The 20,885-nt window shown below is 69.8% G+C and carries 19 protein-coding genes; 8 read left to right on the forward strand and 11 right to left on the reverse strand.

Translation table 11 applies throughout. The features are described from left to right. Positions 1 to 53: 53 nt before the first annotated feature. Positions 54 to 1,490, forward strand: coding sequence for an MFS transporter (locus BLV57_RS31855; protein ID WP_091295251.1), 1,437 nt, complete (start codon positions 54 to 56; stop codon positions 1,488 to 1,490). Beyond that, the gene (locus BLV57_RS31860; protein WP_091295254.1) at positions 1,487 to 1,900 is read left to right on the forward strand and encodes a MarR family winged helix-turn-helix transcriptional regulator; all 414 of its coding nucleotides are present in this window, start codon (positions 1,487 to 1,489) and stop codon (positions 1,898 to 1,900) included. The genes BLV57_RS31855 and BLV57_RS31860 overlap by 4 nt, the downstream gene beginning before the upstream one ends. Positions 1,901 to 1,935: 35 nt before the next feature. Here BLV57_RS31860 and BLV57_RS31865 read toward each other — a convergent pair whose 3' ends face one another. The 3 genes from BLV57_RS31865 to BLV57_RS31875 form a co-directional block, all read right to left on the reverse strand. Next, complete coding sequence (locus BLV57_RS31865) at positions 1,936 to 3,063, reverse strand: iron-containing alcohol dehydrogenase (RefSeq protein WP_176968896.1); 1,128 nt, start codon at positions 3,061 to 3,063, stop codon at positions 1,936 to 1,938. 124 nt (positions 3,064 to 3,187) lie between these two features. After that, the gene (locus tag BLV57_RS31870; RefSeq protein ID WP_091295258.1) at positions 3,188 to 4,150 is read right to left on the reverse strand and encodes a FecCD family ABC transporter permease; all 963 of its coding nucleotides are present in this window, start codon (positions 4,148 to 4,150) and stop codon (positions 3,188 to 3,190) included. After that, positions 4,147 to 5,130 (reverse strand): FecCD family ABC transporter permease, encoded by a 984-nt coding sequence (locus BLV57_RS31875; RefSeq protein ID WP_091295260.1) that lies wholly within the window; start codon positions 5,128 to 5,130, stop codon positions 4,147 to 4,149. Before BLV57_RS31875 ends, BLV57_RS31870 begins: the two co-directional genes overlap by 4 nt. Before the next feature lie 43 nt (positions 5,131 to 5,173). On the opposite strand from BLV57_RS31875, the gene BLV57_RS31880 reads away from it, so the two are divergent. Further along, positions 5,174 to 6,199 (forward strand): iron-siderophore ABC transporter substrate-binding protein, encoded by a 1,026-nt coding sequence (locus BLV57_RS31880; RefSeq protein WP_245757602.1) that lies wholly within the window; start codon positions 5,174 to 5,176, stop codon positions 6,197 to 6,199. Here the strand turns inward: BLV57_RS31880 and BLV57_RS31885 are convergent. Beyond that, complete coding sequence (locus BLV57_RS31885) at positions 6,186 to 7,094, reverse strand: NAD-dependent epimerase/dehydratase family protein (protein ID WP_091295265.1); 909 nt, start codon at positions 7,092 to 7,094, stop codon at positions 6,186 to 6,188. The two genes, BLV57_RS31880 and BLV57_RS31885, sit on opposite strands and share 14 nt — an antisense overlap. A 30-nt stretch (positions 7,095 to 7,124) precedes the next feature. Further along, positions 7,125 to 8,462: a MocR-like pyridoxine biosynthesis transcription factor PdxR gene (gene pdxR / locus BLV57_RS31890; RefSeq protein ID WP_091295267.1), complete on the reverse strand. Its 1,338-nt coding sequence runs from the start codon at positions 8,460 to 8,462 to the stop codon at positions 7,125 to 7,127. 47 nt (positions 8,463 to 8,509) lie between these two features. Between pdxR and BLV57_RS31895 the strand changes: the two genes are divergently transcribed. Continuing rightward, positions 8,510 to 8,959, forward strand: a complete 450-nt coding sequence (locus tag BLV57_RS31895; RefSeq protein WP_091295269.1) for a carboxymuconolactone decarboxylase family protein — start codon at positions 8,510 to 8,512, stop codon at positions 8,957 to 8,959. 49 nt (positions 8,960 to 9,008) lie between these two features. Here the strand turns inward: BLV57_RS31895 and BLV57_RS31900 are convergent, their stop codons facing one another. The 3 genes from BLV57_RS31900 to BLV57_RS31910 form a co-directional block, all read right to left on the reverse strand. Continuing rightward, entirely contained in the window at positions 9,009 to 10,265 is a 1,257-nt protein-coding gene (locus tag BLV57_RS31900) for an ABC transporter substrate-binding protein (protein ID WP_091295272.1), read from the reverse strand. A 43-nt stretch (positions 10,266 to 10,308) separates the two neighbouring features. Further along, positions 10,309 to 10,956, reverse strand: a complete 648-nt coding sequence (locus tag BLV57_RS31905) for a class II aldolase/adducin family protein (protein WP_425426058.1) — start codon at positions 10,954 to 10,956, stop codon at positions 10,309 to 10,311. A 68-nt stretch (positions 10,957 to 11,024) separates the two neighbouring features. Continuing rightward, positions 11,025 to 11,306 (reverse strand): hypothetical protein, encoded by a 282-nt coding sequence (locus BLV57_RS31910; RefSeq protein ID WP_091296006.1) that lies wholly within the window; start codon positions 11,304 to 11,306, stop codon positions 11,025 to 11,027. 235 nt (positions 11,307 to 11,541) lie between these two features. Here BLV57_RS31910 and BLV57_RS31915 point away from each other — a divergent pair, with 235 nt between their 5' ends. From BLV57_RS31915 to BLV57_RS31925, 3 genes are all read left to right on the forward strand, one after another. Beyond that, the gene (locus tag BLV57_RS31915; protein ID WP_245757603.1) at positions 11,542 to 12,954 is read left to right on the forward strand and encodes an NsdA family TPR-like regulatory protein; all 1,413 of its coding nucleotides are present in this window, start codon (positions 11,542 to 11,544) and stop codon (positions 12,952 to 12,954) included. After that, positions 12,948 to 13,439: a hypothetical protein gene (locus BLV57_RS31920; protein WP_091295278.1), complete on the forward strand. Its 492-nt coding sequence runs from the start codon at positions 12,948 to 12,950 to the stop codon at positions 13,437 to 13,439. Before BLV57_RS31915 ends, BLV57_RS31920 begins: the two co-directional genes overlap by 7 nt. A 349-nt stretch (positions 13,440 to 13,788) precedes the next feature. Continuing rightward, positions 13,789 to 15,870, forward strand: coding sequence for a PQQ-dependent sugar dehydrogenase (locus BLV57_RS31925; protein ID WP_425426056.1), 2,082 nt, complete (start codon positions 13,789 to 13,791; stop codon positions 15,868 to 15,870). A gap of 55 nt (positions 15,871 to 15,925) precedes the next feature. Here BLV57_RS31925 and BLV57_RS31930 read toward each other — a convergent pair whose 3' ends face one another. The 3 genes from BLV57_RS31930 to BLV57_RS43455 all read right to left on the reverse strand — a co-directional run bounded on the left by BLV57_RS31930 (position 15,926) and on the right by BLV57_RS43455 (position 19,450). After that, complete coding sequence (locus BLV57_RS31930; protein ID WP_091295283.1) at positions 15,926 to 16,453, reverse strand: DUF1353 domain-containing protein; 528 nt, start codon at positions 16,451 to 16,453, stop codon at positions 15,926 to 15,928. 131 nt (positions 16,454 to 16,584) lie between these two features. Beyond that, positions 16,585 to 19,074: a CHAT domain-containing protein gene (locus BLV57_RS31935; RefSeq protein WP_091295285.1), complete on the reverse strand. Its 2,490-nt coding sequence runs from the start codon at positions 19,072 to 19,074 to the stop codon at positions 16,585 to 16,587. Positions 19,075 to 19,276: 202 nt separating this feature from the next. Beyond that, complete coding sequence (locus BLV57_RS43455; protein ID WP_176968897.1) at positions 19,277 to 19,450, reverse strand: hypothetical protein; 174 nt, start codon at positions 19,448 to 19,450, stop codon at positions 19,277 to 19,279. A gap of 407 nt (positions 19,451 to 19,857) precedes the next feature. Between BLV57_RS43455 and BLV57_RS31940 the strand changes: the two genes are divergently transcribed. Beyond that, positions 19,858 to 20,883, forward strand: coding sequence for a polyprenyl synthetase family protein (locus BLV57_RS31940; RefSeq protein WP_091295287.1), 1,026 nt, complete (start codon positions 19,858 to 19,860; stop codon positions 20,881 to 20,883). Positions 20,884 to 20,885: the final 2 nt, after the last annotated feature.

Raw genomic sequence — 20,885 nt, forward strand, 5'->3', positions numbered from 1 at the left:
GACCTACAGCGAAACTAGTTGTATCTCTATAAACGTTGTAGGACTATAAGCATATGGGAGACTTGAGCCACCGCCGCAAGCTCGGCGTACTGGCGATCTGCTGCATGAGCCTGTTCATCGTCGGCCTGGACAGCACGATCGTGAACCTCGCGCTGCCGTCGATCCGGCGCGACCTGGACGCGTCGGTGTCCAGCCTGCAGTGGACGATCGACGCGTACACGCTGGTGCTGGCCAGCCTGCTGATGCTCGCGGGCTCCACGGCCGACCGGATCGGCAGGCGGCGCACCTTCCAAACCGGGCTCGTGCTGTTCAGCCTCGGCTCGCTGCTGTGCGGCATCGCGACGAACGCCGCGCTGCTCATCGTGTTCCGGATGCTGCAGGCGGTCGGCGGGTCGATGCTCAACCCGGTCGCGATGTCCATCATCACCAACACCTTCACCGAGCCGAAGGAGCGCGCCCGCGCGATCGGCGTCTGGGGCGGCGTGGTCGGGCTGAGCATGGCCGTCGGCCCGATGGTCGGCGGCCTGCTGGTCGAGTCGGTCGGCTGGCGGTCGATCTTCTGGATGAACGTGCCGGTCGGCGCGGTCGCGCTGGTGCTGACCGCGCTGTTCGTGCCCGAGTCGCGCGCCGCCCGCGCCCGCCGGATCGACCCGGTCGGGCAGCTGCTGGTCATCCTGCTGCTGGCGAGCCTGACGTTCGGGATCATCGAAAGCCCCAACCAGGGCCTGTCGTCGCCGCTGATCATCGGCGCGTTCACGCTGGCGGTGCTCTCGCTGGTGACGCTCATCTGGTACGAACAGCGACGCGAGGAACCGTTGCTGGACTTGCGTTTCTTCCGCAGCGCGCCGTTCTCGGGCGCGACGCTGACGGCGATCAGCGGGTTCGCCGCGCTGGCCGGGTTCCTGTTCCTCAACTCGCTGTACCTGCAGGAGGTGCGCGGGCTTTCCCCGCTGCACGCGGGTCTGCTGACGCTGCCGATGGCGGCGATGACCGCCGGGTTCGCGCCGGTGTCCGGCTGGATCGTGAGCACCCGTGGACCGAGGCTGCCGCTGCTGGTCGCGGGCGCCGGGCTGACGCTGTCCGCGCTGCTGCTGACCGGCATGACCGCGCAGACGCCGGTGGCGCAGCTCGTGCTGGCGTACGTCGTGTTCGGCATCGGCTTCGGCATGCTCAACGCGCCGATCACCAACGCCGCCGTCTCGGGAATGCCCAGGTCACAGGCGGGCGTCGCGGCGGCGGTCGCGTCGACCAGCCGCCAGGTCGGCGCGTCGCTCGGCGTCGCGGTCATCGGCTCGGTGGTCACCGCGCAGATCTCCGGCCCGTTCGAGACGGGGTTCGCGGCGGCCAGTCACCTGGGCTGGTGGATCATTTTCGGGTGCGGCCTCATCGTGATCGCGCTCGGAGTGCTCACCACGGGCCGCTGGGCGCGGGCGACCGCTTCGGCCGTCTCGGTGGACTTTCTGGAGGAATCGCTGGTGAAGACGGCATGAGCGACGCGGCACAGGTCTGGCAGCGCCTGCGCACCGTGGTGCTGGAGCAGCACGACCGGCGGCACGAGGTCTGCGCCGCGCTCGGGATGAGCTTCATCAAGATCAAGGCACTCGGGTACATCGCCAAGGGGCCGATGACGCTGACGGAGCTGACCGAGCGGCTGGTCACCGACCGGCCGTACACGACGCTGGTGGTCGACGACCTCGAGCGCCGGGGCCTGGCCGAGCGGACCGTCCACCCGGACGACCGCCGCCGCAAGATCGTCTCCATCACCCCCGCGGGCCTGAAGGACGCCGAACGCGCGAGGAAGATCGTCGGCGCGCCCCCCGAGCCCCTCCTCGCCCTGTCCGCCTCGGAGCTGGAGACCCTGGACCGCATACTCGGGAAGCTCGTCGACGGCCCGGGATAAAGCGGGCTTTATCCCGGGGTGGCGTAAAGCCCGCTTTATCCCGGGGTGACCGTGGTTTCGAAGAAGGCGGCCAGGTCTTCGCGGCAGGCGCCGGGGAAGCCGGGCGCCGCGTCCGCCCAGACCAGGTCGGCCAGGTCGCAGGCGCCGGGGTCGCCCTCGGTCAGGTAGGACAGCCGATCCGGCAATGTCCAGGCCGCCAGGCGCTGGCGTACCCACTCCCCCGGGTCCAACACCGCCGAACCGCCGCTCAGCATGCCGAGCACCTCGGAAACCCGGCCAGGCCAAGGGCCGATCGGATTGTCCTTGGTGCTCACCCAGTCCGCGAGCAAGGTGGTGAGCACCGCCGAAGCCGGGATGTCGAGCACGGCCGCGATCGGCGTGGCGAGGCGCCAGAGCCGGTGTTGCCCGTCGCAGCGGCCGTAGGAGGCCCAGTTGGTCACCGTGGCCGCGCTGCTGACGGCGAGGCGGTGGATGGCCGGGACACGCATGTCCTCCGGCAGGCGGGCGGCGACGGTGTCCGCGTCCGCGAGGACACAGCGGGCCAGCGCGACCGTGATCTCGTCGGCCATGCGGGAGCCCGCAGGCTCGCTCATCGCGGGCACCAGCAGCCTGGCGAGCGCTTCGACCGCTCCATAAAGGACCGAACGCGTCGAAGCGGTGGCCGTCGACTCGGGGTCGAGCACCGCGAGCGCCGGGCGGAAAGCGGGTTTGTCCAAGACCAGGCGGCGATCGCCGTCGGCCAGCACGGTGACCGGGCTGACCTCACTGGCCGTGCCGACCGTGGTCGGCACCGCGACCGTCCGCAGTGGACGGTGGCAGCCACGGAAGCCCGGGTTGGTCGCGGCGAACGCGGCCGCCTTGACGACGTCGATCACCCGGTCGTCGCCGATCGCGAGCAGGGTGTCGGCCTCCGCGAAGCGGGCGGCTTCGGTCAGGCGGAGCACTTCCGGCAGCCCGGCGCGGTCCAGCGGGAAGGGCACGGTCCGCAGGCCGGCGTCCACAAGGGACGAACACCAGCGCTGGACGAGCCCGTCCCGGCAGGCGTCGGAGCCGGACACGATGAGCACCCGTTTCGACTGACCGGCCAGCGCTCGCGCGGCGCGCCGCCGCGCCCCGATCCCGGTCAGAACTTCGGTGGGGGCCTGCCAATCCCAACGAGCCATGGTCAACTCCGGCGAGGTAGCGCGAGTGTTCGCACGCAACATCCGGCAGCGGGCACCGCACCGGCAAGATGATCATCGCGAGTACGTCAGCTGGCCGCCTGAACTCTGCACCATGCAGATCGGCTCAGGCCCGCTTGCGGCGCCAGGCGCCGATCAGCAGCCACAGCAGATAGAGCCCGCCGACGAGCCCGGTCGCGATCCCGACCGGCAGGCTCGCGGCCGGAAACAGCCGCTGGGTAAGGAAATCGCACGTCACGAGCAGCAGCGCGCCCACGAGCGCGGACGCCCCGACGCGCAGCGAGCCGACCACTCGCTTGGCCAGCTGGGGCGCGGCGAGCGCGACGAACGCGATCGGGCCGGCGATGGCGGTCGCGAAGGCGGTCAGGCCGACGCTCACCGTGAGCAGCACCAGCCGGGTGCGCTCGACGGGCACGCCGAGACCGGTCGCGGCGTCGTCCCCCATCTCCATCAACGCCATCCGCCTGCCGTGCACGAGCCCGAGCGGCAGCAGCACGGCCACCGCCGCCGCGACCGGGCCGACGTGTTCCCAGCCGAGCCCGTTCAGCCCGCCGACGAGCCAGGACTGCGCCGCGGCCGCGTCACGCAGCGAGGCCCGGGTGATCAGGTACGAGTTGACCGCGATGAGCATCGCCGACACCCCGAGCCCCACCAGCACCAGCCGGACACCCTGCACCCCGCGCCGGTAGGTGAGCAGATAGATCGCCACAGCCGTCAGGAAACCGCCCGCCAGCGCGCCCGCCGAGGTCTCGGCCGTCCCGGCGTCGGTCAGCACGATGAGCAGCAGCGCGCCGGTCGCGGCGCCCTCGGTGAACCCGATCATGTCCGGGCTGCCCAGCGGGTTCCCGGACAGGCTCTGCGTGATCGCGCCGCCCGCCGCGAGCGCGGCGCCGACCAGCAGCCCGGCCAGCAGCCTCGGCAGCCGGAACTCGGTCACGATGAACTGCGCGTCCCCGGTGCCGGTCAGCGCGCCGAAGACCTCGCCGAGCGAGAGCGGATAGTCGCCGCTGGCCAGGCTGAGCACGCTGATCGCGAGCACCGCCAGCACGAGCGCGCCCCGGCGGATCATCGGCGCACCAGCGCGATGAACACCGGCGCGCCGAGGAACGCCGTCACGATGGCCACCTGCAGTTCCTCCGGCGCGATCACCACCCTGCCGACGATGTCCGCGAGCAGCAGCAGAATCGGCGCGAGCAGCGCGGAAAGCGGGAAAACCCAGCGCTGGTCGGGCCCGACGAGCAGCCTGGCCGCACGGGGCACGGCCAGCCCGACGAACGCGATCGGCCCGGCCGCCGCCGTCGCCGCTCCACAAAGGACGGTGACGGCCACGACGCCGAGCGCCTTGGTCCTGCCGACCCGCACGCCGAGCGCACGGCCGTGCTGGTCGCCGAGCGCGAGCACGTTGAACGGCCGCGCCAGGCACAGCGCGAGCACGATGCCCGCCGCGATGAACGGCGCGAGCGCGGTGACCACGTCCATCCGGCGCCCGGACAGCGAACCGACGCTCCAGAACCGGAACTGGTTGAACGTCTCCGTGTTGAGCATCAGCAACGCCGAGACGTAGGCGATGAGCACGGCGGTGACGGCCGCGCCCGCCAGCAGGATCCGGTCCGGCGTGACCCCGCCGCCCGCCGAACCCGCGCCGTAGACGAGCATCGCCGCGAGCGCCGCGCCCGCGAAGGCGAACCAGACGTACCCCGAGACGCTCGCCACGCCCGCGAAGGCGATGCCGGAGACGACCGCGGCGGCCGCGCCCGCGTTGATGCCGAAGAGCCCCGGATCTGCGAGCGGGTTGCCGGTCATCGCCTGGAGCACGGCTCCGGCCAGGCCGAGCGCGGCGCCGACGAGGATGCCGAGCAGCGTCCTCGGCACCCGCAGGTCGTGGATGATCGCGGCCTCCGGCGACCCGTCGTGGTGCAGCAGCACCGAGAGCGTCGAGCCGAACGGGATGCTCTTCGACCCGATCCACAGGCTGAGCAAGGACACCAGAGCGAGCACCGCCAGTGCGGCCAGCAGCGCTCCGAACCGGCGGACTGAGATCACGCTCATAAGGTTAGGCTAACCTGACAAGCTGCTGATCATGGAGGTACCGATGGCTCGAAAAACAGCGCTGGCGCTGTGCGCTTTGCTGCTCACCGCCGCCTGTGGCACCCCAGCGAACCAGACCACCGCCGCGCCCGGCGCGAGTGCCGCCGAGGCGGGCGCCTTCCCGGCGACCGTCGAGCACAAGTACGGCAGCACCACCGTCAAGGCGGAGCCGCGCCGCGTGCTGACCGTCGGGCTGACCGAGCAGGACGCGCTGCTCGCGCTCGGCGTGGTCCCGATCGCCACCACCGAATGGTTCGGCGGCTACCCCGGCGCGATCGGCCCGTGGGCCAAGGACAAGCTCGGCTCCGCGCCGCTCCCCCAGGTGCTGCCCGGCGGCGAGGTCCCGGCCTACGAGAAGATCGCCGCGCTGCACCCCGATCTGATCATCGCCCAATATTCGGGCCTGACGCAGGAGCAGTACGACAAGCTGTCCAAGATGGCGCCGGTCATCGCGCAGCCGAAGGCGTACCCCGACTACGGCGTCGGCTGGCAGGAGGCGACGAAGAACGTCGGCGTCGCCGTCGGCAAGCCCGCGCAGGCACGGAAACTGGTCGACGACCTCGAAGCCAAGTTCGCCGGGATCCGCGCCCAGCATCCCGAGTTCGCCGGCGCCACCGGGCTGATGGCGACCATGTGGGAGGGATATTTCGTTTACGGGAGCCAAGATCCGCGGTCCCGCGTGCTCGCTTCGCTCGGGTTCAAGCCGCCCGCCGGTCTCGACGACGTGATGGGCGGCAAGTTCGGCGCGACGCTGAGCGCCGAGCGGACCGATCTGCTCAACGCCGACGCGCTCGTCTGGATCGTCGAGGGTCTCGAACCCGGTCGCGCGCAGCTCACGAAGGACCCGCTGTACGGCGGGCTCCGCGTGGCCAAGGAGAAGCGCGACGTCCTGGTCGACAGCCCGACCGACTACGGCCGCGCGCTGTCGTTCGTCTCCGTGCTGAGCCTGCCGTTCGTACTGGACCGCCTGGTGCCGCAGCTGAGCGCGGCCGTCGACGGCAACCCGGCCACCGAGGTCAAACCTGCTTAGCGGTGGCGATCCAGCCCTCGCGGGCGCTCGGGTATTCGGGGCGCCAGCCGGTGGCGGTCCGGAACCGGGTGTTGCGCACCCGCAGCGACCGGGTCAGCGAGGTGACCCGGTCGCCGAGCACCAGCGCGACCCGGCCGGGGCCGCGTACCCACGACCGTTTCCCGGCCGCGCGGGCGAGCGCGTCGGCGAACTCGCGTTTGGTCAGGGGTTCGTCGTCGACGACGTTGTAGATCCCGGCGGGCGCGGTCAGCGCGGCGGCGACGGCGCTGCCCGCGTCGGTCATGTGAATCGACGAGACGTAACCGCCCGGCGCGCCCATCACCAGCCCGACGCGGCGGCGCGCCTGTGCGAGGATCTGCTCGCTGTGCGCGGCGCCCGGCCCGTAGAACCAGCCGAGCCGCAGCACGATCCCGGCGCCACCGGCCCCGGTGAACCGCTTCGCGTTGGCCTCGGCGGCCAGATTTCCTTGGGTCATCGGATAATCGTCGACCGGCGCGTCCTCGTCGACCCAGCGCGGGCCGTGGTCGCGGTAGAGCATGCTGACCGATTCCTGGATCACCCGGCCAGCGCCGGCGGCGAGCGCGGCGTCGACGACCGCGGCCGAGCCGAGCGTGCGGATGCGGTCGTTGTCCTTCCACGCGCTGGCGTAGAGGAACTTCGTCATCGGCGGGATCGACGAGGCCAGGTTGACGACGGCGTCGTGCCCCGCGAACGCCTTCGTCAGCGCCTTCGTATCGAAGATGGACACCGAAACCGGCTTCGCGCCCTGCCCGGTGAGCACCGCGGCCTTCTCCGGTGAGCGGGCGAGCGCGGACACCTCATGCCCGGCCGCGATCAGCGTGGGAATGACGTGGCCGCCGATCGCGCCGGTGCCGCCCGTGACGAAAACCTTCATACCCGCAACCTTCATACCCGCCACGGTAGATCAAGGAAGGGCCCGGCACAGTGCTTCCAGCGCTGCGCCATAAGCGTGATCCGGTGGAGTCGAGTAGCCGACGACCAGTCCGTCGAACGCGGGCATGGTCGCGTCCGGATGCCGGAACGCGGCCAGCCCGTCGAGCGCGATCCCTTGCCAGGCGGCGGCTTTCACCACGGACGCCTCCGTGCCGGGCGGCAGCCGGAGCACCGCGTGCAGCCCGGCGGAGATCCCGGTGACCCCGATGTGCGGCGAAAGCGCGTCGACGAGCTGATCACGTCGGCGCCGGTAGCGCAGGCGCATCCGGCGGATGTGCCGGTCGTAGGCGCCGGAAGTGATGAAGTCCGCGAGTGTCAGCTGGTCGGGCACGCTCGCCCAGGCTTCGCGTTCCCCTTTGGCCGCAAGGACTTTCCCGACCAGATGCTCGGGCAGGACCATCCACCCGAGACGCAGCGCGGGTGACAGGCTCTTGCTCGCGGAGCCGATGTACAGCACGCGCTCGGGATCGAGGCCTTGCACCGCGCCGACCGGCTGGCGGTCGTACCGGAACTCACCGTCGTAGTCGTCTTCGATGACCAGGCCGCCCCTCGCCACGACTTCGGCGCGCCGCTCATGATGCAGTGGACCGCCGGTCGGGAACTGATGCGCGGGCGTCAGCAAGACCGTCTTCGTGGTCAGTTCCGCCACTCGCGCACCGCGTTCGTCCAGCGGCAGCGGGAAAGCACGCGGCAGCAACGACCAGTGGAACGGCAGGCCGTACGACTCGACGGACAGCGGACCGGTCAGCACGTGCGGGAACAGCAGCCTGAGCGCGTGCGCGAACCCCGAGCACACCACGATCCGGTCCGCCGACGTCCGCACCCCGCGCGCCCGCCCGAGATAGTCCGCCAGCGCGACGCGCAGTTCCACGCGACCACGCGGATCCCCCGGCCCGAACGCCTCGGACGGCGCGGCCGTCAACGCCCGGCGCGCGGACGCGAGCCAGTCTGCACGCGGGAACGAAGCCGCGTCCGGCTGGCCTTGCCGCAGGTTGTGCACGACCTTGGCCGCGGGCGGCTTCTTCGGCACCCGCACGGGTTTGACGGGCACGGCACGCTGGGCAACCCGCGTCCCGGAACCCTGGCGCGCGGTCAGCCTGCCCTCCGCGACCAGCTCCGCGTACGCGTCGGCGACCGTGTTGCGCGCGATGCCGAGATCCGTGGCCAGCGACCGGTACGGCGGCAGCCGCGTACCGGCCGGGAGCCTGCCGACGGCCTCGCGCAGCGCCCCGATGAGCGCCGCGCGCTTGCTCCCGGCCGCCGCGAGGTCGAGGTGCAGGTCGACCGAATTGACCCATGATTCTTCCATCGGAATGCACCATACATCGGGTCAAAATCGGCCGTAGATTGATCTCCATGACGCACCGAATCAACTTCGCCAAGACCGCGCCGAAGGCCTTCAAGGCCCTGATCGGCTTCGACGCCGCCGCCCGCGCCGAGCTCGACCCCGCGCTCGTCGAGCTGGTCCAGATCCGCGCCTCGCAGCTCAACGGCTGCGCCTACTGCCTGCACATGCACACCTCGGACGCCCGCAAGGCAGGCGAGAGCGAAGAGCGGCTGCACATGATCGCCGTGTGGCGCGACGCCTCGAGCTTCTTCAGCGAGAAGGAGCAGGCGGCACTCGCACTGGCGGAAGCCGTGACGCGGATTTCCGGCGGCGTGCCCGACGACGTCTACGCGACCGCCGCGCGGCACTTCGGCGAGACCGAACTCGCCCACCTGCTCGCGCTGATCTTCACCATCAACACCTGGAACCGCATCGCCATCAGCACCGCCAAGGTCCCCGGCACCGACGAGCGCGCCTAAGGGGTCGTGAGTGTTGCGGCCGGTTAGAACCGGCCGCAACACTCACGACTCAGCCGAGCAGGCCTTTCACCTGGGCGCCCGCGGCCGCCGCGGCTTCCTCCGGCGGGCGGGCGTGCGCCAGCACCTGCTGCTCCATGGTCCATACCACCTGCGAGACCTGGGGGTACTTGTCGCCGTAGATGCCGCGGGCGCGGGCGCTGAGCATCTGGTGCGCGAACACCGGGATGATCGGGCTCCACGCCCAGGCCTGGTCGGTGACCGTGTCCTTGCGGTTGGGGATGCCGGACAGGCCCTTCCCCAGCTCGGTCCGGCTGTTACCCGGGTCGGCGATCCACCTGGCCACGTCCCACGCCTCCTCGACGTGCGCGCTGCCCTTGCCGACGGCGAGCACCTCGCCGCCGAGCGGGGAGGCCGAGTTGCCGCCGGAGCCGGTCGGCCACAGCGCGACGTCCCAGCGGAACTTGACCTGCTCGACCGAGCTGAGCACCCACGGGCCGTTGATCATCATCGAGCAGCGGCCCGCGCCGAACTCGCGGCCGATCTCGGACTGGCCGGACTGCAGCATGGACTTCGGGACGCTCTTGTCCTGGTTGATCAGCTTGTCCACCAGGCTCAGCGCGGTCACGCTCGCCTTGTCGCCGAGGCCGCGCAGGTCCCCGCCCGCCTGCCACAGCAGCGGCAGGAACGTGAAAGTGCCTTCTTCGTTGGCAGCGGCCGAGAAACACAGCCCGGAGTGGTCGCCGGTGGTGAGTTTGCGGGCGTCGGCGACGAGGTCGTCCCAGGTCTTCGGCGGCTCGGGGATGCCGGCGGCGGTGAAGTGGTCCTTGTTGTACCAAAGCGCCGTGGTGTTGCTGCGGAACGGGACGCCGTAGAACTGCTTGTCCAGCTGGACGCTTTGGACGACCGGGTCGAGATACTCCTTGAGCGCGTCCCACATCTGCATGCGCGAAGTCAGATCCGTCAGCACGCCCTGTTTCGCGAACACCGGCACATCCGCGTTGTCGATCGCGGCGAGGTCGGGGAATGTGCCGTTCTTGGCGGCTTCCTGCAGTTTCGCGCGAAACTCGCCAAATCGGATGACCGTCCTGCTGATGGTCACATTCGGGTGACTTTTCTCGTACCGCGTGATCAAGCTTTTCACCGCGTTGTCGGCGCTGGGCGAATAGCCGAAATAGTCCCACCAGGTCAGTACCGTCTTGCCTGCCGAGTCGGCCTCCGAGTCACCACACGCCGAGGTCAGCGCCAGCAAACCCGTGAGTAGCAAGGAACCCAGCGCTCGGCGGGCACGGCGTCTTCCACTGGTCATCCCCGAACCCTAGCGGTACCGGCCAACGGGAATGCGCGGCTCATCACCCCTTTTGGCCATATCCGCGGAGTTTGGCCACAACACGTTCGATTTCCTCCGGCGGCAGCAACCGGGGCGTGCCTGCCGCCCGCGCGGTGAGCCAGACCTGGCATAGCCATTCGAGCTGACGGGTCCGCCCATATGCGTCGGCGAGCGACGAACCGAAGGTAATCGTCCCATGATTCGCGAGCAGGCAGCCGCGGCGTCCCGCCAATGCCCCGAGCATTGATTCGGCCAGCTCTTCGGTGCCATAGGTCGCATAAGGCGCGACCCGGACGGACGGCCCGATCAGCGCGCCCGCGTAATGCACGGCGGGCACCTCATCGACCAAAGTGGACACCGCGGTCGCGTGCAGCGCGTGCGTGTGGACCACCGCGGTGATCGGGGCGCCGTCGGGGTCGGCCGCGGTCCGGTAGAGCGCGAGGTGCATCGGCAGCTCGCTCGTCGGCTTCAGCGCCCCGTGCACGACCGTCCCGTCCAGCGAGACGACGGGGATGTCCGCCGCGCCGAGCGCCGCGTAGTCGACGCCGGTGGGCGTCACCGCCACCAGGTCGCCCCTGCGGGCCGACACGTTGCCCGAAGTCCCGACCACCAGGCCGTCGGCGGCCATCCTCCGCGCGTAGTCGGAGATTTCGGCACGCAGCTGTCCCATGAGCACCGCTAGAAAATACTGCGGCGCGCAGCGCCTCCGTTGAGGGTGGTGGTGGGCGACGGGCGGGGTTAGGGATCGGGAAGGTCCAGGAGTCCATCGACGACGTCGTCGAGACTTCCCTCGGCGGTCCAGAGCACCTGTCCGCCGGGATCGCAGCGCATGGCGGCCGCGTCGGTCGTGTAGCGCACGCGCAACGCGTCGGCCTGGCCACCCGGCCAGCTCCGCACGCCGTTGACCTGGACGAGTTCCCCGGAATCGTCGTGCGCCGGATGGAACGTCCACCCCACGTCCCGCAGTCTGGCCAGCCTTTTGAGCTCCGGATAGGCCACGAAAGCCTCATCCTCCATCATCCACCCCGGATGGTCACCGGCCCGCACGGAAGCGGCGAGGGCGTTCCGTACGGGCCGGCTTTCTCGGTGAGCGGGGATTCGCGCCACCGTTGACCACTGTGCAACGAGTTCCCACGGAGTGGAACGCCAGCGAGCGGGGGTGACGCGGGCGCGACGGGGAAACCTGGGGCAGATTCACGAGATCGTGACTCAGCGTGTCTGGTTGGTTAGACTTCACACTATTGGGAGGTCGACTATGCCGGAACCCAATCATCTACTCCGGGCGGCGCGCCACCGGCTGCCGTCCCCCGGCGCGCCCGGCGAACACGCCAGCCGCGCCGAAGTGGCTTCGGCGGTCAACCAGTGGCTTTGGCGGGAAACCGGCAAACGCTACGAGCTCGACGCGCATTACCTCGCCAAGCTCGAACGCGGCGTAGCACGCTGGCCCAACGCGGCCTACCGGTCGGGGCTCAGGCACGTGCTCGCCGCGCAGGACGACGCCGCGCTCGGTTTCCGGCCACCCCGGCGAGCGGATCGGGGGCCGACACCCGCGCCCAGCACGGTCACCAGTCCGCAATGGGACGCCGAACTGGTCGCCGAACGCGCGACGGCTGTAACGGGGGACGATTTGACGCCACCGACACGACGCACGGTCCTAGCCGGCGCGGCCACCCTCATGGGGGCCGCGCTGGCGGGCGAACTCGAACCCTTCCTACGCCCGACCGTCGTCGGGCACGGCAGGGGCACCGCGTTCACCGAGGAGGAACTCGAGTCAGCCGAGCAGCTCACCGCCACCCTGCGGGCCTGGCACACCCGCAACGGCACGCTCGCCCGCACAGCGGTGGTCGCGCAGCTCAACACGCACACGAGAAGGCTCCGCGCCGCGCCGCAGGGCACCCCGGAGACGCTGCGCGCGTTCCGGATCGGCGCCGAGCTCGCCGACGTCGCGGCCTCGATGACCTGGGACGCCGCGCTGCATTCGACCGCGCAGCGGTACTTCATCCTTTCCGCGCAGCTCGCGCACGCCGCCGGTGACGACGCGCTGGCCGCCGTCGCGCTCGCCTCGCTGGCCCGGCAGTGCTACGACCTCGGCCACCCCGACGACGGGCTCGAAATCGTCCAGCTCGCCCAGTACGGCACCCGCCGGACCGCCACGCCCAGGCTGCGCGCGGTGCTCGCGACCAGGGAGGCGTGGGCGTACGCGCTGCTCGGGGACGCGCGCGCGTTCCGCCGCACGGTCGGCCTCGCCGAGGACCACCACGCCGAGGGCGTGCGCGACATCGACGCGGTGACCCCGTCCGCGCGCAGCCTCGACGAGGCCGAGCTCGCCGGCGTGATCGGCGCCCGCTACCGCGACCTCGCCCGGTTCGACGCGAGCCACGCCCGCGATGCGCAGGAGTACATCGGGAAAGCGCTCGCCCTGCGCGATCCCGCCAGGGTGCGCAACCAGGTGTTCGACCTGATCGGGCTGGCCCGCGCGCACCTGATCACCCAGGAGCCGGACCGCGCGGCCGAACTGGTGCTGCGGGCACTGCCGCTCGCGGGCACCTGGACCGGCGGACGCGTCGGCACGAAGCTGCGGGACTTCCACCGCGAAGCCGCCCCGTTCACCACCGTTCCGGCCATGCGAGACGCCAGGGAAGCCGTTTCCACGCTCATCGCATGCTAGCGAGGAGACCTTTGCGCATCGGCATAACCGGACACACCACGCTCAGCGCTGCCAGTATCGGGCTGATCTCCGACCAGTTGCGTGCGCTGCTGGCCGATCAGCCGGACCTGGTCGGCGTGACCTGCCTGGCGCGCGGCGCGGACCAGCTGTTCGCACGGGCGGTGCTCGACCTCGGCGGCCGCATCGAGGTCGTGCTGCCCGCGGCGGACTACCGCGAGCGCAAGGTGAAACCCGGCAACCTCGCCGAGTTCGACGCGCTGCTCGGCGCGGCGGCCACCGTGCGCACCATGCCGTTCGCCGAGTCGGGCAGCGCCGCGTACATGGCGGCGAGCGAGCAGGTGCTGTCCACAGTGGACATGCTGGTCGCGGTATGGGACGGGAAGCCGGCAGGCGGCCACGGCGGAACGGCCGACGTGGTCCAAGCGGCCCGCGAACGCGCTATTCCGGTAACCGTCGTCTGGCCAATAGGCTGCGCCAGGGAATGATTTTGACCTAATTGGGGCCATAAGATTCACAACACCGTTTCGAGCAATGGTGAATCCGGGTGACGCCCGGCGTTCAAGATCTGTTCATCCTACCTATCCCCAGCTAGCGGGCCTCCACGAGACTCTTGGGGCAGCCAGCGGATTGACTCGTCCGATGTTTCGCTCGTAGTCTGGGCCGATCAGGATCAAGAACACCTTCAACTGAAATCCCCGGCTCCCCCGCATCGCCCACCGCAAGCCCGGCAGGCATCCGCCTCTGCCGCCGTGGCGTTCCGCGCCGTGCGCGTATTCACCAGGACCGGGGTTATCGGTCAGTGGAAGGCGTTTGATATAGGAGGCGCATTTCAGAATGCAACGACGTATTCGGATGCTCGCGGTGCTGGCCAGTGCCGTGACGATCATGGCGACCGCCACGGCGGCGAACGCCGCGGATCCCCTGCTGTCGCAGGGCAAACCGGTCACCGCGTCCACGCAGAGCGGCTGCTGCAGCGCCGCCGCCGCGGTCGACGGCGACTCGGCGACCCGCTGGGCCAGCACCGCCAACATCGATCCGTCCTGGATCTATGTCGACCTCGGCGCGACCGCCCATGTCAGCCGGGTCCGGCTGCAGTGGGACAAATCCTGCGCCACCGCGTACGAGATCGGTGTCTCGAACGACAAGACCACCTGGACCAAGATCTACTCGACCACCACCGGCCAGGGCGGCGTCGAGGATCTCACCACGGTCAGCGGTGACGGCCGCTACGTGCGCATGCTCGGCAGCAAGCGCTGCCGCACCGACGCCGCGTACGGCTACTCCCTGCAGGAGTTCGGCGTCTACGGCACGACCGGTGGCGGCGGCGACACCGTGCCGCCGACCCCGCCCGGCAAGCCGGAACTGGTCAGCGCCACCCCGAACAGCGCGACCATCAAGTGGGCGGCCGCGACGGACAACGTCGGCGTCACCGCCTACGACATCTTCCGCGACGGCCAGCTGTGCGCCACCACCGCGGGCAACGTGCTGCAGGGCACCTGCAACAACCTCAACCCCAACGTCACCTACGGCTTCTACGTCAACGCCCGCGACGCCGTCGGCAACATCTCGCAGGCCAGCGAGACCACGCCGGTGAAGACGCCGCCGTCGAACGACACGCAGAAGCCGACCGTGCCGACGAACGTCAAGGCCTCCAACGTCCAGAGCACCAGCGTCGGCCTGTCGTGGACCGCGTCGACCGACAACGTGGGCGTCACCGGCTACAACGTCTACAACGCCTCGGGCGGGACCAGCACCAAGGTCGGCTCGACGAACGGCACCAGCATCACCGTCGGCGGCCTGACCCCGAACACCGCGTACCACTTCCAGGTCACCGCGTTCGACGCCAACGGCAACGAAAGCGCCCCCAGCACCCCGCCGGTCGACGTCACCACCTCCGGCGGCTCGTCGTGCACCCCGTCGCAGGGCATGTGCACCGTCAAGCAGGTCGGCACCGACGACGACGTCGTGTGGGGCCTCGTCACGCTCGCGGACGGCACGATCCTCTACAACCAGCGCGACGCGCACACCATCGTGCACCTGAACCCGGCCACCGGCGCCAAGAAGACGATCGGCACCGTGCCGAACGTCCAGAGCACCAGCGGTGAAGGCGGCCTGACGGGTCTCGAGATCAACCCGAAGAGCTTCGCGAGCGACAACTGGCTCTACATCATGCACACCTCGCCGAGCGACAACCGGATCGTCCGCATCAAGTACGACCCGGCCGCCGACTCGCTGCTCACCTCCACCGAGCAGGTGCTGGTGAGCGGCATCCAGCGCAACAAGTTCCACGACGGCGGCCGCCTGCGCTTCAGCCCCGACGGCAAGTACCTGTTCGCGGGCACCGGCGACGCGCAGAACGGCGACAACGCGCAGAACAAGTCCAACCTCAACGGCAAGGTGCTGCGCATCAACCCGGACGGCACCATCCCGTCGGACAACCCGTTCGGCAACGCGATCTGGACGCTCGGCCACCGCAACATCCAGGGCCTGGCCTTCGACTCGCAGGGCAGGCTGTGGGAGCAGGAGTTCGGCAACTCGATCATGGACGAGACCAACCTGATCGAAAAGGGCGGCAACTACGGCTGGCCCAAGTGTGAAGGCACCTCGGGCAGCTGCGGCGGCTTCATCGCACCGAAGAAGACCTACCCGGTCGGCTCCGGTTCGTGCAGTGGCATCACGATCGTCCACGACGCGCTGTACGTGGCCTGCCAGAAGGGCGAGCGGATCTACCGTCACGAGATCAGCGGCAGCTCGCTGGTGAACTCGAAGCAGTTCTTCAGCGGCACCTACGGCCGTCTCCGCACGGTCGAGCCCGCGCCGAACGGCGGCATCTGGATGGCCACCTCCAACGGCGGTGACAAGGACAGCACCCCGCACAACAGCAACAACAGGATCTTCCACGTGACCGTGGCCTGATCTCCGGTTGCTCGGCGCCCCGCCCTTCACTCGAAGGGCGGGGCGTTTCACGTTTTCAGGTTTTCATCCACAGCCTCGGCTGCGGCACGGGCTTGGTGCTGACCGGTTTCAGCAGCACGAACCAGAGCAGTTCGACGAGCCAGAAGAAGAAAAGCCAGGCGATGATCAGCAATCCCGGCACGAGCACGAAAATCAGCGAAGGGATGGCGACCGCCAGCCAGAGCAACACTTCCCCGGCCCCGGCACCCGCCAGTTTCGACGCGCCGCGCACCCCCGCCCACATCATCCAGCGGCGGACGAACGCGACGCCGAGTTCCCGCATCGACCGCCGGAAAAGCCCGTCGGCGTCGGCGCGGCTGATGTCGCGCCGTCCGCACAGATAGTCATGCAGCACAGCGGATTTCGAGTAGACGCCGTACCTCGGCACCAGCCACACCAGGCAGCGCGGCACCGACGCGAAATCCGTCACGAAACCCGGATCCAGATTGAACAGCTCGCTATTTCCCTCATAAACCAGCGGCGCGACGAGCAGCCATGACGTGTCGTCGAGCTCCTGGACGATCAATTCACCTTCGAAAGGCATCGCACCCGCCTCCTCGCTTCGGCCGGCACTGTCCATGATCCATCAGCCGAAAGCGCGGAGTGACCGTTGACATCCAAATGATGACGATCCGTGATCCCAACACTCCACAAAGGACACTTGATTCACCAGGGTCAGCCGGCGCCCAGGCAGACGAACGGGCGGCGGAACGGGTCGGCGCCGATGGCGTCGGCGAGTGCGGAGGCTGGCGAGGTGGCGTTGGCGAGGCCGCGGTGATAGTCGTCCATCGCCGCGGCAGCCGCTTGGTCGCCGACGCGGCTGAGCGGGGCGATGACCGTGCGGGAGCCGCTGGCGAGCAGCGCGCTGGCGAAGCCGAGTGCCTCGTCGCCGGGGCGGATGCGGTTGAGCGCGAGTTCGCAGGCGGCGAGCACGACCTGGCGCGGCGGTTGTTTGAGACCCGCGATCTCGTGGGCGAACAAGGCGCCGTCGGCCAATTCCAGACGGGAGAACAGCGCGTTCTCGGGTTCGTGGGCGCCGTGGGCCGCGATATGCGCGAGCTTGGCGCCGTCGAGTGCCCGCAGGACGGACTTCACGGTCGCGCGGGAGCCGGACAGGAGGTTGGCGCCCTGGTGATGCGTGGCGAGCTTGTCGATCTCGCCGCGGGCGGCGGGCAGGTCGGGGCCGCGGGCGAGGACGATCTTGCGGGCGCGCGGGGTGCGGGTGTGCTCGGCGGCGAGCCAGGCCGTCGCCGACGGCGCGACCACCGCCGGGCGGGACTGCAGGCTCGGCAGCACTCCCCACGGGACGGCGTACAGCGCGCCCGTCGGCACGATCACGAGGTCACGGTGCCCGAGCATGGTGAGCGGCCGGATCAGCTGGGCGTCGAGCAGCTCGGCCTGCCTGCGCGCCGAGCCCATCACGGCCTCGACGAGCATCGGCGGCAGATGGTCGGGGGCGAGCGCGTTGAGGTCGACATTGAGCCTGCGCGCGTGCTCCCCCGCCGATTTCGCGGACCCGAGCCGCACCAGCCGGACCGCGCCGTCGGCGACCACGACCGCCACCACCGCGTCATCGGACACCGCGAAGCTCACCAGCGCGCGGTCGCCCAGCGCCTCGGCGACCTGGTTCACCGTCGCGACCGGACGCGGTTTGCCCCAGCGACCGGCGTCCCAGCCGAGCCGGTGCGACTCGCGCAGCCGTTCCGCGTACTTCGCCCGCAACGCCGACGTCGGGTGGCCGAGGTGCTGGGCTTGGTGGATCGCCTGGTCGAGGCCGCGCATTTCCGCGATCCGCTCCGCTACCTCGGGGTCGTCGGCGCCCGCGATCGGCTCATAGCGGTGTGTCTGGGCCCTGGTCCGCTCGAGCCAGTCGAAGACGCGCCTGGCCGTGCCACCGTCCAGCACCAGCTTCATGGCCAGCCCGGCGAGTTCCCGGCCGTGCAGCGCGGTGCCGGACACCAGTTCCAGCCCGCCCATCCGATCGCGGACCCGGTCCAGCTCGCCCAGCCCGGCCCGGATCTCGGTGAACGCCTTGGCTCGATCCCCTTGCCCGGCGGCGAGTTCCGCACGGCAGAGGCGGCGCAGCATCCGGTAGTCGATGGGGGTGACCTCACCGGGCCGCGGGATCCGGCGGAGGAGTTCGGCCGCGCGCCGCAGGTTGCCCCGCCGGATCTCCAGGCGGGCGGCCAGCATCCTGGCCGACGCGGCGCGATCGGCGAGCCTGGCGGGCATGGACTTCGCGATCCGCAACGCCCGCGCGGTCAGCGACGGCGACACCTCCCCCGACCGCAACGCCTCCCGCAGGTCCGCCCGCAGCCCGATGATCGCCGCGTCCGCGGCACAGGTCTGACAGCCCCAGCGCACCATGCCCTTACGTGCGGAGGCCGCCATCTGCCGGGCCAGCTCCAGCTCGTCGTTCAGCAACGCGGCCGTGGCCCGCATCAGCTCCACGAACGAAAGATCGGGGGTGAAACCGCGTTGTTCCCGCATCGCGGGCAGTACATCGTCGAAGTACGCGCCTGCCTCGTCCGCCAGCCCAGCCGTCAGCAGTGCTTCGGCTTGCCCCACGCGCAGGAAGAACGGGATCGCGACACCACGCTCGGCGTAGAACTGCTCGCTTTCGGCGTAGCACCGCAACGCCGCCGGGACATCGCCTATGCGCAGTTCCAAAGTGCCGAGCTGACGACGTGAATCGGCTGCCTGTCCCAGCGCGCCATGCTCTTCCGCGAGCGAGATGGCGTGGGTCAGGTCCTCGCGCGCCCCGCGGACATCACCCGCGCGGGTCCGCGCCACACCACGGCTGAACAGCGACTTCAAATAGCGGTCGAGCGCCACGACCGGATCGTCCGCGGTGGCCAGACCCTCCCGCTGGAGTTCGATCGACTTGTCGAGGTATCCGATGCCCTCGTCGTTGCGCCCGACCGCGAGCAGGATCAGCGCCTGGTTGTGGTGGACCGATCCGCTGAGCTCCGCGCGCAACCGCGCGTCGTCCACCTGCGCGATCAGCGGCCAGACTTTCTCGAGCTCGGCCTGCGCCGCCTCGATCCCGCTGACATCCCTGGAGAAATAGGTCAAGGAGATGAGCAGCCGGATCCGGGTGACCAGCCAGTCGCCGTCCCCAGGGGACTCGATCGAGTCCAGCATGGCCAGACCACGCCGCATCATCCGCAGACCATCGGGCAGCCGCGCCGTGCAAGCTGCATCGACCCCGGCTCGGTGTAATTCCCGAGCCTCGCGGATGAGCTTGCCTTGATCTGGTCCTGTCACAGCCACACTAGTATGACAACACAGACAGTAGTGATATTCGCCCGCCCGCCGAGCTTATTCGCCAGGCGGGCGAATACTTCCGTATGCAGGGACTTTCGAGTCAGTGCCCGCAGCCGTAGTCGACGCAGTCCGCCTTCTTGCCCGGGTCGGGCTTGGGCTGCGGTTCAGGCTGCGGTTCGGGCTTGGGGTCCGGTTCCAGGTCCGGCTCCGCCCCCAGCAGGTCATCGATGACCTGCGGATCCATGGCATTCTTGATGTCGGTAGGCGTGGACATTTCGATCTCCTCCCCTGGCGATCATTTGTTGCGCCCCATTCCGACGCAGCCCCGCGAAGTGCGGTTCCCTTAACGCTGCGTCGCCATTTGGCGGACCCTCACTCCGCCAATAGAGCAATGGTGACACAAAGCGAGCAAGATCGGGAGGAATTCCTACCGACAGTCAGCGATACGAGTGAATTCTCTCAGTTCACTCGCCCGGATGGACGCCCGCCGCCCGCCCTCCCGTCCGCCCGATCGGGCAGGGTCGTGAGTGGCGTGACCGGTTAGAACCGGCCATACCACTCACGAGCAGGTCAGCGGGTTAGTTCTCTCGGTCGGGCTCGGTGGGCGGCCTCGGTGGGCGGCGCGAAGACTTCGGTCGCACCGAGTGTGCTCACGGAGCGCCGAAACCTAACTTCGGAAACATGACCGACCTCCGTCATGGCCCGATCGCGGTGCTGACGACCGCGCACGCGATCTTCGAACGCACCAGGGTGACCGTGGCCCCGCGCCTCAGGTCCACTGTGGACAAACTACCCGGCGGCGTGCGCGACATCGCCGGCTATCACTTCGGCTGGTGCGACGAGCGCGGCGCGCCCGCGGCCGCGACGCCGGGCAAGATGTTGCGGCCCGCCTTGACCTTGCTGTGCGCGGAGGCCGTCGGCGCGCACGCCACGCAGGCGATCGAGCCCGCCGTCGCCGTCGAGCTGGTGCACAACTTCTCGCTGGTGCACGACGACGTGATGGACGGCGACGCGCTGCGCCGGTCGCGGCCGACGGTCTGGTCGGTTTTCGGCGTGCCCATGGCGATTCTGACCGGTGACGCGCTCGTGGTGCTCGCCATGGAGGTGCTCGCGGACACGCCGTCGTCCGCGACCAAGCTCGCCGTGGCGATGCGCGAGCTGATCGAAGGCCAGTTCCTCGATCTGTCGTTCGAGCGGCTCGCCACGGTCGGCCTCGACGCGTGCCTCGCGATGGCGGGCGGCAAGACCGCCGCGCTCCTGCGCTGCGCCTGCGAGCTCGGCGCCGCGCACGGCGGCGGGTCGCCGTCGGCCGTCAACGCGCTCGGCCGGTTCGGCTGGCATCTCGGGCTGGCGTTCCAGCTCGTCGACGATCTGCTCGGGATCTGGGGTGATCCGGCGGTGACCGGCAAGCCCGTGCTGGCCGATCTGGTGGCAGGCAAGAAGTCCTTGCCGGTCGCGGCCGCGCTGGCCTCGGGCGGGCGCGGCGCCGAGCAGCTCGCCGAACTCGCCGCCGCGCCGCCGGAACACCGGGACGTGCTGGCCATGGCGGCGCTCATCGAACGGCTCGGCGGCCGGTCGTGGGCGCATTCCGTCGCCGAAGCCCAGGTGCACACCGCGCTGGCGTGTCTCGACGAGGCCGGCGTGGCGCCTGCCGCCCGTGACGACCTGATCGCGCTAGCCACGCTGGTCACCGAACGGGATCGGTGACG

Source organism: Amycolatopsis xylanica (genome assembly GCF_900107045.1).
Taxonomy (GTDB): domain Bacteria; phylum Actinomycetota; class Actinomycetes; order Mycobacteriales; family Pseudonocardiaceae; genus Amycolatopsis; species Amycolatopsis xylanica.